Origin of the sequence: Kiloniella sp., from assembly GCF_048270245.1 — a bacterium.
GTDB lineage: Bacteria > Pseudomonadota > Alphaproteobacteria > Kiloniellales > Kiloniellaceae > Kiloniella.
The window spans coordinates 141,510-153,567 of sequence record NZ_JBLWTH010000004.1; the positions used below are offsets into that span (position 1 = coordinate 141,510).

Below are 12,058 nucleotides of genomic sequence, written 5' to 3' on the forward strand. Positions count from 1 at the left end.
CCTTACATCTTAAACCATAACATCTTTCATTATTGTTAAAGTGTTTTTTAAACCGACACCTCAAATATGGGCCTGAGATAAAGCGCCCAATCGGTTGTCACCGAAAGGACGCCTTATACCTACATTGCGGATACAAGAATGCTAATTAAGGTTTATGCGGCCGCAGCGGAAATCTTCTTCACCGCTTCTTTTGTTGTCCAGAGACCATTTGCAACATATCGAAAGTTAATTAACGCAGCGTGATAGCCATCACCTTCGGGAATTTTCGCTGCTGCTGTGGCATCGCGAACGACAGCCACTTCGAATCCCTGTTCTAGCAAATCATACAAATGAGCTTGCACACAAAGATTTGCAGACATTCCAGCCAAGATTATTTTATTGACGCCATTTTTACGCAATTGAAGCGCCAAATCATTATTCTGTGGCCCATAAATCTTATGTGGGCTAGCAATAATCGTCTTCCCATCAAGAATTTGTTTCTTATATTCTGGCATAAAATCAGCACCGGAATTCTCAAACCCATCTAAGCTCAGAGAACTTTTCCGATTAAACATCCCAATTTTATGCATTAGCCTTTCCAAAGGCCCTTCAAATCGCCACCCGTGATCTGTTGGATAGTAATAATGTGGCGAAATAGCAACGGTCATTCCTGCTTGTTTTGCAGAATTCAATAAATCACCAATATTCTTCACCACATTATGTTCAGAAACACTCTCGCCGACGACACCCCACGCGACACCATTTTCACTTAAAAAGTCTATTTGTGGATCCACAACAACCAAAGCCGTATCAGCTAAACTGACGTCGACATCAATAGCTGGCAAGGCAGGTTTTTCCGGATCAGCATAGCTTGGATTAGAAGCTTCGGCCTCTGCACTATTTCCAAGTGATGTTGCTGTTAGACCTGCCGCGACTAACGTTACAGCAGCTCCCCCCAACATTGCTCGGCGAGAAAAAGCTTTATCATTATGATCATGACAATCACACATTGTACTGTTCCTTAATATTTCTGACCCAAGGATAATTCCTTGTTCTCTAATATCTAGAACGTCATGTGTGCTTTATCGTCTGGATTGTGTCTTTTTCAACAGGGAAGGCATGATATTAAAACCATGTTCTTGTTATCGGTCACAGATTGCACAAATTATAATGTATGACTATCGACCATATCCTTGAAGCCATCGACATCAATCTAAATCCCTTTGCTTTTTGCGAAATTCGCGGGGCAAGCACAACACTTGCTTTACCTGATCAAAATCAGGCAATTCTGCATTACATTACAAGTGGATCGGGAGAGATTGCTATAAGTAACCGTCCCAAGCAGAAAATATCAACGGGGGCGATTATTCTCCTTCCAGCTCACCAACATCATAGCTTAATAAGCGCAACAGAAAGAAATACCCCTCTACCTCTATGCAGGCCGCTTGATGCTTCTCTTAAACATCTGATAACAGGGACAGGACAACAAACTTTAACAGCCGTATGTGGTTTGGTCGATGTGTCGTACCGCGGTATAACCGGATTGCTGAATTTAATTCAAACACCCTTGATCGCTCAACTAACATCAGAAGATCGCATACGAAATGCGATGGATGAATTATTATTAGAACTTGCCAATCCAACAATTGGTACCAAGGCTTTGGCACGCTCACTACTAGAGCAATGCGTTATTATGCTAGTAAGGCGTCATCATTTGGCGGGACATAAATCTGTTGAATGGTTACGTGGTGCTGAAGATCGACAAATGTGGGATGCCTTACAGTATATTTTGAACAAGCCTGAATCACATCACACCGTGGAAAGTCTAGCCGATAACGTAGGAATGAGTCGTGCCAGCTTTGCGAATAAGTTCAAGAAAATTTATGGAACAACCCCCATCGGATTACTTAGATCCATTCGTTTGCACCGCGCTGCGGAACTGTTAAGTGCAACAGATTTACCTATAAAAATCATCTCATCAAAAGTCGGTTATCACAGCCGTAGTTACTTTACCAAGGCCTTTGAAATCGAATTTGGGAAAGCACCTGATCACTATAGGAAAATGGTGCGAAACAACATTGGGTTATCTTAACGAAACCTCGCCAAAATTGATTAAGATCAATGCGCATATTCTTATAAATTTGCAAACTCTCATGAGTTAATCAAATAAGATACATCGTCAGAAAAACTATAGTATCTTTTACATTTCAAAAACGGAGATGCATTTATGTTAAGGGACATTCAGGTTCAACTTGATAACACAGAAGCAGGACAAACCCGTTTAGAAGCAGCAATACAACTATCTGCAAAATTTGACGGAGCGCATATTCTAGGTGTTCACGCACTAAGAACACCAGAAGCGATACTGCATGGTTCGCCCCATGGCGTAACTGGCTATTTTCCAGAAGAAATCATCGAACAACAGCGAAATAACATTAAAGAGCAAGCTGCTACGGTTCAAAAAAGTTTTAAAGAAAAGGCTGAGGCCGCACAAGTAAGCTATGAATGGCGAGAACACGAAGGGCGAGAAGTAGATATCGTTGCTTTCCATGCACGCTTTACAGACCTGACAGTGATTAGCCAGGTAAAGGGAAAGTTTGCCGATGAGCTCGAATTTGCAGGGTCGTTACTGATGGAAAGTAGCCTCCCCATCCTAGCCGTTCCCAATCGTAAAATCCCTAAAGATATTACAAAAAACATTCTTATCGCTTGGGATGGGTCAGCCGAATCCTCTCGCGCAGTAAGGGGCGCCCTACCGCTATTAAAAGCAGCAAAAAAAGTAATATTATTGTCAGTCGGATTACCCGAAGAGGGTAATATATCTCAAGATGATATCTCTACCCATTTGAAACGTCACGGCATCCAAGCTGAGAACAGAGTAGTTGAAAGTGCTTTCCCTGAAGACGTTATCCTAAAAACAGGTAAAGAAGAAGAGATCGGTTTGATTGTTGCTGGCGCTTGGGGACATAGTCGGATCAGAGAAATGATATTTGGCGGCGTTACAAAATCACTCTTTTCCAACCAGGAATTCCCTGTCTTGTTATCTCACTAGCACTGTAAGTAGTTTTTTTGAGAAGAAAGGCAGATCAGGCTTTCTTCTCCCAAGATCCACGATCTGTTTGCTGCCAATACGTCAATTCATGATTGGCAGCTTTCAGCTCTTTCCAAAGTACGCGAGAATCCTGAACTACTGTTGGGTTATTTCCATCAAACAGAACCGCGCATAAAGAGGTTTTATCACTTTCGAGGATTCCTGGGTGTGCGCCATGCACAATGAAGGCAACATCCCGTTTGGCAAGATCATCCTGCTCAGTGGTCAACCAAACCGGATGCTCTTCAATTGAACCGTCTCGTTTAGTGCCATGAGGAAGAAAGGAATCTGGGCGATAGCTCCAAAGATTCTGATCCAGCTCGCCCAATGCACGTTCATCAGATGACAGAATAACAGCTTCCTGACCACGCTCTATTACTTTTTCAAGCATTTGAGGAAGTGCATTTTCCAATGCTGTTTTAGTCAAATGATAAAAACGTATATCTGTCATCAAAGTCATCCAGAAAAAAGGCAGGATACACTGCATCCTGCCTTTTGATTTTTAATCTTCGTAGTTATCAGCAACAAAGCGATCAAGCAAACGAACGCCAAAACCAGTTGCCCCCTTCGCCGCAATGGCTTTTTCTTTTGTCGACCAAGCAACACCAGCAATATCAATATGAACCCAAGGACGATCCTTATCGATGAAACGCTGAAGGAATTGAGCCGCTGTTATTGATCCGGCAGCTCGGCCGCCAATGTTTTTCATATCGGCTGCGTCACAGTCCAACAGTTTATCATAGCAATCTGCAAGAGGCAGACGCCAAACACGTTCATCAACACTTAGACCTGCGCTTGTAAGCTGTTCACATAAAGTATCGTTGTTTGAGAAAATACCGGCGATATCATTACCCAAGGCAATAATCATTGCACCTGTTAGTGTCGCCAAATCTATCACGAGACGTGGATTGTATTTCTCTTGCGTGTAAGAGAGAACATCAGCAAGAACCAAACGCCCCTCTGCATCCGTATTTAATACTTCAATGGTTTTTCCTGAATAGGATTTTACAATATCACCAGGGCGTTGTGCATTAGCGGACGGCATATTTTCAACCAAGCCACACGCACCAACAACGTTTACCTTTGCCTTACGGCCGGCAAGTGCTTTCATCAAACCAAAGACAGTTCCCGCACCGCCCATGTCAAACTTCATGTCTTCCATACCGGCCGCCGGTTTCAGCGAAATACCACCCGTATCAAATGTCACGCCTTTACCAACAAAAGCCAACGGTTTCTCAGTGCTTTTTTCAGAAGCACCATTCCATTCCATAATGACGACTTTAGATTCACGCTCAGACCCCATGCCAACAGCATAGAGAGCATTCATACCCAGTTTGGCGATATCACTTTCGGCCAAGACAGTTACCTTTACCCCAAGCGCTTCAAGTTCTTTAGCCTGTGCTGCAAATGTATCAGGATACAATTCATTGGGGGGTTCAGATACCAACTGTCTGGTAAAAAACACACCTTCTGCAACTTTGGATAACGTTGCATAAGCACTTTTGGTACCCTCAGAATCAGCAGAGAAGATTGTGAACTCTTCGAGTGTATTTTTCGCATCGTTTTTGCTGGTCGTTTTATAGGTATCAAAACGATAGCTGCGAAGTAAGGCACCATAAGCGATAAGAGCACCTGCGTTATCTTCGCTTGCCCCTTGAACACAAGTACCATCCGTGCACACACAGACGGCTTTCTCTCCTTTAGAAAAAAGGTCCTTATAAAGCTGTCCCCCCAGATTTTCAAAATCTGTTGCCTTCAATTCATTAGGATTGCCGAGACCAGCCAAAATAATTCGACTATTTTCGACACCACTTGGTGCTAAAATTTCGAGCAACTCCCCCTTCTTGCCTTTGAAAGAGCTATTAGCGACCGCACGTCTTAGTACTCCGCCTGTCTTATCGTCATATTGCTTTGCAGTTGTGGAGAATTGTCCACCTTCAGATACAGTCGCGACAATCGCGCCAGTGCTAGGAAAATTGTCAGAGACAAAAGAAAACTTCATGCCGCCCTCTTTGGTAAAACGATTTAATTAATTGCTGCTATAGAACAAGGATTACTCTGTAAAATGCAACCGTAATCATAGAACTTTGTATTCCATGACTCAAATCTCATTATTCTTCTTATGAAAATCCACGAATTAACTGGACGTGACAAGGGTGTTCTGGCTATTTCTTTTGTATATTTTTTTATAGGTTATTTTACGGACCCTATGCAGATAATTTCGCGCTATATGCTTGTGCAACTGGTTTTGTTTGCTGTTTCAGTCGCAGTGTCTCTTGCTGTTGCTGTATGGCTGGCTCAATCATTACGATTCGTTGACATGATTGTTAACGACGGCCTTCCGGCATCGACATTTTTCTATTTTGTTATTTTGTTGATGCCTTATTTCCTGGTTATCGTTATCCCTGTCGCGACTTTTTGTTCGGTTCTTTTTATCTATAACAAATTGACAACTGACAGCGAGCTTGTGGTCTTAAAAGCAGCAGGTTTTTCACAACTTCAACTCGCACGCCCTGGAATAATGCTGGGTGCAATATCAATGATCACAGTTGTCGCCATCAATCTATACTTTTTACCTGTTTCATATCGTGAATTCAGAGAGCTACAGCATTATTTCAGGGATAATCTATCCCCCGTCCTTCTAAAAGCGGGGAAGTTCAATACAATCAACACTGAGTATACTATTTATTTTAAAGAAAAAACGCCTGCTGGAGAGTTAAAAGGCCTCATCGTTCATGACAGTAGTATCCCGGGGCAACAAATAACTTATTTAGCTGATACCGGTGCATTGTTAAAAGAAGAGGACGATTTTAGGGCTGTCCTTTGGAATGCAAGTCGACAGGAAGTCAACCCCGTAACAGGGCAACTTTCAATTGCTTATTCTGACAAATATGTCCTTAAATTCGGGGACATCAGTCAAGAAGAAAGTGATCGATGGTTAAAACCCAGAGAACGCTTTCTTAATCAGTTAATATTTCCTGATTTAACAGATCCAAGAGATGTAGATAACTATGACAAGCTCGTCGCAGCTGGCCATTACCGTATCGCCAGCCCTCTATTCACCCTTGCAATGGCTTTTATAGCCTTGGCATGTCTTTTATCTGGAGAATTTAGTCGCAGAGGATATTTGGGGCGCATTATGTTCGCCATTAGCCTTATGGGGGTTATGATGCTGACAATGTTCTTGTTTAAAGATATTGCAGAAAAAAACAAAAACCTAATTCCCTTGCTCTATATCTGGCCATTATTTGTTGTGATCACTTCCCTTTATTTTATTGTAAAAAAGCCTAAAAATTTATCATCGAAAACTTCTGGTGGTTCGCATCCCCCTCACGATGAAGAGGTCGTGGCATCATAATGACAGCACTTGTAAATAAAAAATCTGTTAAGTCTGCGCACATTTCCTGGACTCTTTTTAGATACGCATCCAAAAATTTTTTAATGAGCTTTTTTAGCTTTTTCTTTGTTTTGATGGGTGTGGTCTTCCTTATCTCCTTAATCGAAGTATCGGATGATCTCGAAGATGAGGCAGTTCCCTTCTTACAGATCATAAAAATTGTCCTCTATAAGATGCCTCAACTGAGTGAAGAGATCATGCCATTCATGATTTTGTTCGCAGCAATGGCTACTTTTTGGAAATTAACACGGGCAAACGAACTCGTTATAATTAGATCCGCTGGCGTTTCTATCTGGGGAATCATTTTTCCATTTGCGTTCTGCTCCATCATAATCGGGGCACTGTCTTTTGCTGTAATCAACCCAGTCTCATCAGCGCTATTTGCCAAAAACAAAGAGCTTTCACGTATATACAAGAAAAAAGATCAAGCTATTTTTAAGGTATCAGAAACAGGATTATGGCTCCGCCAACCTGACGAGACGGGTCTTTCCGTTATTCATGCCGGATCTGTGAATAAAGATCTTTCGCTAAATCGGGTCATTATTTTTAACCTAACTAATGACGGGGAATTTTTGTCTCGGTATGACGCGGGAAAAGCACGTTTAGAAAATGGCAATTGGGCCCTACAAAACACCTGGCACTCTTATCCTGGTAAAAAGCCAGATTATTTTGATGAGGTATTAATTCCAACCGACTTAACTATGGAAAAAGTTCAAGACAGCTTTGCCAGCGCAAAATCAATCTCTTTTTGGGAGTTACCGTATTTCATAAATTTATTGGAAAAGGCTGGTTTTTCTGCAGTTAAACTCAAATTACAATTTCACCGACTGCTTTCTAAACCCTTTCTTTTTCTTGCAATGGTATTACTTGCAGCAACCTTTTCCATGCAACAACATCGACGAGGCAGGGTCGGATTGATGATCCTCTCTGGTATTCTTACTGGATTTCTGCTTTATTTCTTATCCAATTTCGTTTTTGCCTTAGGTCAATCAACCAAAGTGCCAGTTGCTCTAGCAGCTTGGTCACCAGCGGGGGTATCACTATTGTTAGGTGTCACTATGCTTTTACATCTGGAAGACGGATAGAACATGTCTTTTAGGGGGGTAAAAACATTACTAAAAAATTCAGTGTCTGTACTGGCACTAACTTTTGTCGTTGGACTATCTTTACCAAATGCATCCTTTGCTCAATCTTTGGAAGGTGTCAATGAAGAGATCCCAGCACTTATTAGTGCTGACGAAGTTGTCTATGACGAAGGATTAGGGGTAGTAACAGCATCAGGGAATGTCGAGATTTCGCAAGGTGACCGTACGGTTCTTGCGAATAGTGTATCTTATAACATGAACACAAATGTTGTGAGTGCAACAGGCAATATAAGCCTGCTAGAGCCTAGTGGTGATATCGTTTTTGCTGAACATGTTGAACTTACAGATAACCTAAAAGAAGGCTTTATTCGTGACATCCGTATACTACTGACAGATCGTAGTCGTCTAGCGGCATCGACGGGACAATTAACCAGTGGTAATATCTCTGTCTTTTCCAATGGCGTTTTCAGCCCTTGTGAACTTTGCAAAGATGACCCTAGCAAGGCGCCTATTTGGCAGCTCAAGGCTAAAAAAATTGTCCATAACAAAACATCACAAACAATAAAATATGACCATGCATGGATGGAAATATTTGGTGTCCCTGTTATCTACACGCCATACCTTGCCCATCCTGACCCCACAGTAAAAAGACGGAGTGGATTCCTCCTACCAAGTTACGGTAACTCCAGTCAGTTAGGTATAACCCTACAGATTCCTTATTACTGGGCAATTGACGAGTACTCAGAATTTTTATTTGCACCTATCGCGACAACAAAACAAGGGATCGTGCTCGCAGGGGAGTATGAAAAAAAATTCAACAAAGGTGACCTCTCAATTGAAGCCAGCGCAACGATCGCTGATAGGGATGAAAATAACGGCAATGTCGAGAAGGATGAATTTCGAGGACAAATCATAAGCGAAGGTCGATTTGACTTAGATAAAACCTGGCGATGGGGTTTTAACGCTGAATATGCTTCTGATGACACTTATGGCCGAGTTTATGGATTCAATACAGAATCAGAGCTTGAGACAAGTGCTTTCATCGAAGGATTTAGAGGGCGTAACTTTGCAAGGTTAGACAGCTATAAATTTCAAAGCACGCGTAATGGTGTTGACGATTCAGAAAACCCTTTTGTTTTACCCCGAGCACAATACCACTTTCAAAGTCAACCAGGTCTGACTGGGGCAACCTATCGCTTGGATGCCAACGCTCAAGCCTTAGGCCGCAGCGAGGGTAGAGACAGTAGACGTGTATCCATGCTTAGCGGATGGGACCTTCCCTACACTGGATCTTGGGGGGATCAGTATAAGCTCACCACGCAAATACAAACTGATGGCTATTGGGTAAATGGTGTCGATACAGCGAATGATGACATTCGAAAAAGCGGGGATAGTTTTACAGGCTTTACGGGTCGTGTTTTCCCACAAATGGCGTTGGAATGGCGCTTTCCCTTTGCCAGTCATCGCGGTAACTTTAGCCAAACAATAGAACCTATTGTACAAGGTGTCCTCGCACCAAATGGATCGAATCCAAACGAAATTCCAAACGACGACAGCCGTGACTTTGAGTTTGATGATGCCTCGCTCTTTTCTCTAAATCGGTTTGCCGGAACAGACCGTGTAGATTCAGGCAGTCGCGTAAGTTATGGCGTAAAATGGACAGCTTCTACTGTATCGGGTAATCAGGCCGACTTTATGGTTGGACAAAGTTATCGATTTAGCGGGAAAAGCAACCTTCATGAAGAGAATTCAGGTTTGAAAGAATCTGTATCAGATATTGTAGGGCACGTAGGTATATATACTATTGATAACTTTAATGCCCTATATCGCTTTAGATTTGACCCTGATGATTTAGGCGTTAATAGAAATGAAGTTGAAGTCAATATTGGCCCTGCGGCATTTAACTTAAACTTGGATTACGTCTTTCTTAAAGATGACAATATCGATGGTGAAACCTCTGATAGAGAAGAAGTCAAAATTGGTATTAACAGCGAGTTGACTAAATATTGGAGCCTGAGATCTAGCTATACACGAGATATCGATGCAGATTCGTCCCGTGAAGCAAGCTTGGGCCTAATTTACCATGATGAATGTATCATTATAGATAGCCAATATTCTCGCACTTGGTTCCAAGATAGAGAAGTAGAACCAGATAACAGGTTTATGGTTGAGTTAACATTTAAACACTTGGGTACAATTCAGCCGCTATAGTAGAATTCGGCTATCTGAGATAATAAGGTATCGATATCAAATGAGAATTAATTTTGCTGCGAATTTGTTGGGCTTTGCCCTCATGCTAACAACAGCAACGACTTCATTTTCACAAGACGTTTTACGTCCAGCAGCAGTTGTGAACGACGATATCATATCTTTGCTGGATGTAAGCCAGCGTACTCAGCTCGCAATTGTATCAAGTAAGCAAAAAAATACTCCACAAGTTCGACAAAGAATGGTCAGACAAGTGGTTCGTATTCTCATTGACGAAAGGCTCAAACTTCAAGAAGCCCAGCGGCTTAATATCACAATATCAGACCAACAAGTTCAACGTGCCCTGACCGCTGTTGCGAAGCAGAACAAAATGACGGTACAACAACTGACAGATGGGCTGCGTAAACAAGGCGTACTTCCAACAACCCTTCTTGACCAATTTAAAGCCGATATTGCATGGAGAGCAGTTGTTAACAGACGACTAAGATCATCTGTTAATATCTCTGAAGCTGAAATAGATGAAGTTATTACAAAACTTCAATCAGATGGTCCAGCAGTCCAGAAAAGAATTTTTGAGATTTTCCTCGGTATCGATACTGCTTCCGATGAAGCTAAAATAAAAGCACAAGCAGATGATGCTCTACTGACAATAAAAAATGGCGGAAATTTTTCTGCTTTGGCCCGGCAAATATCACAATCAAACAGTGCGGGGTTGGGTGGAGATCTTGGATGGTTGCAAACAGGACAACTTTCTAACGAGCTTCAAACCGCTGTAGAATCCGCCTCTATCGGGTCATTGCTCGGCCCGATACAAACCAAGAGAGGCTATTATATTCTCTTAGTTCAAGATCAACGCTCTGCTGAAAGTGAACAGAAAGTCCATCTAAAACAATTCTTCTTCTCTTTGCCTGCAAATCCAAGTTTTGAAGAAACACAACAAGCACAATCAAGAGCAGCTGATGCAAGACGGAAATTCACAAGCTGTAATGAAATGGATGAACTATCCGATGAACTCGGTGACGATGGGTCAGGTGATTTAGGAACCCTTAAAACTAAGGACCTTCCCGCCACAACCAGGGCAGCCATAGAGCAGGTAAGTGAAGGCCAAACAACAGCCGCAATCAAAGTTACGGGCGGTTTGGCTGTTATTGCAGTCTGTAATCGTCAGGAAAGTGGTGGTGTTGATCGCTTGGCAATTCAAGAAAAACTGACGAATGATAGATTAGATACCCTCGCAAGAAGGTACCTTTTAGATCTTCGCAGAAGTTCAAACGTGGATATACGTCTGTGAGCCAATCGATACCTTTACCTGTAGCCATAACAATGGGAGACCCTGCTGGCATTGGCGGTGAACTAACACTTAAAGCGTGGGATCAATTACATCAAAAGGCGGTACAGCCTTTTTTTGTAATAGATTGCCCTAGTCGCTTAAAAAAACTGGCAACCGACCTATCGTTAAACGTACCTGTTAGAGAAATTTCATCTCCGATTGATGCTGTTTCCTGTTTTGGGCAGGCATTACCTGTCATTTCAGAAGAATTACACGAAGCTGTAACTCCTGGTGTAGGAGATCCCCGCAATGGTTCTGCTGTTATTAATTCCATCAAAAGATCTGTAAGTTTTGTACAGAACAAAGAAGCCTCAGCAGTTGTCACAAATCCGATTAATAAAGCCGTTCTTTATCAATCAGGATTTAATCATCCCGGACATACAGAATATCTGTCAGACTTAGCCAAAAGTAAAACTCCGTCCGTTATGATGCTTGCTTCCCAACAATTGCGTGTTATTCCCGTTACGATTCACCTTTCCCTGGCTGAGGCAATAAATAAACTCGACAGCGATTTGATAACGCATACAATAAGAACGGCAAGTACCGCGTTGAAACAAGATTTTGGCATTAGCACACCGCGTATTGCAGTTTCAGGACTAAACCCGCACGCTGGTGAAGACGGCACAATGGGGTCAGAAGAAATTGACCTTATCATTCCAACGCTTGAGTTCCTTCGTAAAGAAGGCATCGACGTCAGAGGCCCTCTACCAGCAGACACAATGTTTCATACCAAAGCACGCGAAGAATATGATGTCGCCGTTTGTATGTATCATGATCAGGCATTAATCCCTATTAAGACCTTGGATTTTGACAACGGTGTCAATATTACACTTGGCCTTCCTTTTATTCGGACTTCACCAGATCACGGTACGGCCTATAATATCGCAGGACAGGGAATTGCAAATCCCACCAGTTTTATTGCAGCGATTGAAATGGCGACGACAATGGCAAGAGCCAAAGTACACTAA

At 42.2% G+C, this 12,058-nt stretch carries 10 protein-coding genes; 7 read left to right on the forward strand and 3 right to left on the reverse strand.

Annotated features, from left to right (window positions below; genetic code table 11):
- Positions 1 to 152: 152 nt before the first annotated feature.
- On the reverse strand, positions 153 to 989 hold the full coding sequence (locus tag ACN0W5_RS10890; protein WP_417454151.1) for a cysteine hydrolase: 837 nt from the start codon (positions 987 to 989) through the stop codon (positions 153 to 155).
- 164 nt (positions 990 to 1,153) lie between these two features.
- Between ACN0W5_RS10890 and ACN0W5_RS10895 the strand changes: the two genes are divergently transcribed.
- Positions 1,154 to 2,071, forward strand: a complete 918-nt coding sequence (locus ACN0W5_RS10895; RefSeq protein WP_417454152.1) for an AraC family transcriptional regulator — start codon at positions 1,154 to 1,156, stop codon at positions 2,069 to 2,071.
- A 135-nt stretch (positions 2,072 to 2,206) separates the two neighbouring features.
- On the forward strand, positions 2,207 to 3,031 hold the full coding sequence (locus tag ACN0W5_RS10900) for a universal stress protein (RefSeq protein ID WP_417454153.1): 825 nt from the start codon (positions 2,207 to 2,209) through the stop codon (positions 3,029 to 3,031).
- 34 nt (positions 3,032 to 3,065) lie between these two features.
- On the opposite strand, the gene ACN0W5_RS10905 is transcribed toward ACN0W5_RS10900, so the two are convergent.
- On the reverse strand, positions 3,066 to 3,521 hold the full coding sequence (locus ACN0W5_RS10905; protein ID WP_417454154.1) for a DNA polymerase III subunit chi: 456 nt from the start codon (positions 3,519 to 3,521) through the stop codon (positions 3,066 to 3,068).
- Between the two features lie 51 nt (positions 3,522 to 3,572).
- A complete protein-coding gene (locus ACN0W5_RS10910; protein ID WP_417454155.1) occupies positions 3,573 to 5,072 on the reverse strand; it encodes a leucyl aminopeptidase in 1,500 nt (499 codons plus the stop codon).
- A gap of 207 nt (positions 5,073 to 5,279) precedes the next feature.
- Here ACN0W5_RS10910 and ACN0W5_RS10915 point away from each other — a divergent pair, with 207 nt between their 5' ends.
- The 5 genes from ACN0W5_RS10915 to pdxA are packed head-to-tail and all read left to right on the forward strand — an operon-like array spanning position 5,280 to position 12,058.
- Entirely contained in the window at positions 5,280 to 6,428 is a 1,149-nt protein-coding gene (locus ACN0W5_RS10915; RefSeq protein WP_417454156.1) for an LptF/LptG family permease, read from the forward strand.
- Positions 6,428 to 7,552 carry an LPS export ABC transporter permease LptG gene (gene lptG, locus ACN0W5_RS10920; RefSeq protein ID WP_417454157.1) on the forward strand — a complete coding sequence of 375 codons (1,125 nt, stop codon included), beginning with the start codon at positions 6,428 to 6,430 and terminating at the stop codon, positions 7,550 to 7,552. The genes ACN0W5_RS10915 and lptG overlap by 1 nt, the downstream gene beginning before the upstream one ends.
- 3 nt (positions 7,553 to 7,555) lie before the next feature.
- The gene (locus ACN0W5_RS10925; protein ID WP_417454158.1) at positions 7,556 to 9,763 is read left to right on the forward strand and encodes an LPS-assembly protein LptD; all 2,208 of its coding nucleotides are present in this window, start codon (positions 7,556 to 7,558) and stop codon (positions 9,761 to 9,763) included.
- Between the two features lie 22 nt (positions 9,764 to 9,785).
- A complete protein-coding gene (locus ACN0W5_RS10930) occupies positions 9,786 to 11,051 on the forward strand; it encodes a peptidylprolyl isomerase (RefSeq protein WP_417454381.1) in 1,266 nt (421 codons plus the stop codon).
- On the forward strand, positions 11,048 to 12,058 hold the full coding sequence (pdxA, locus tag ACN0W5_RS10935; protein ID WP_417454159.1) for a 4-hydroxythreonine-4-phosphate dehydrogenase PdxA: 1,011 nt from the start codon (positions 11,048 to 11,050) through the stop codon (positions 12,056 to 12,058). Before ACN0W5_RS10930 ends, pdxA begins: the two co-directional genes overlap by 4 nt.

Bases quoted from the DNA above. Each gene is read 5' to 3' on its own strand.
- ACN0W5_RS10890 (WP_417454151.1), bottom strand. From the start codon at position 989: ATGTGTGATTGTCATGATCATAATGATAAAGCTTTTTCTCGCCGAGCA.
- ACN0W5_RS10895 (WP_417454152.1), top strand. From the start codon at position 1,154: ATGACTATCGACCATATCCTTGAAGCCATCGACATCAATCTAAATCCC.
- ACN0W5_RS10900 (WP_417454153.1), top strand. From the start codon at position 2,207: ATGTTAAGGGACATTCAGGTTCAACTTGATAACACAGAAGCAGGACAA.
- ACN0W5_RS10905 (WP_417454154.1), bottom strand. From the start codon at position 3,521: ATGACAGATATACGTTTTTATCATTTGACTAAAACAGCATTGGAAAAT.
- ACN0W5_RS10910 (WP_417454155.1), bottom strand. From the start codon at position 5,072: ATGAAGTTTTCTTTTGTCTCTGACAATTTTCCTAGCACTGGCGCGATT.
- ACN0W5_RS10915 (WP_417454156.1), top strand. From the start codon at position 5,280: ATGCAGATAATTTCGCGCTATATGCTTGTGCAACTGGTTTTGTTTGCT.
- lptG (WP_417454157.1), top strand. From the start codon at position 6,428: ATGACAGCACTTGTAAATAAAAAATCTGTTAAGTCTGCGCACATTTCC.
- ACN0W5_RS10925 (WP_417454158.1), top strand. From the start codon at position 7,556: ATGTCTTTTAGGGGGGTAAAAACATTACTAAAAAATTCAGTGTCTGTA.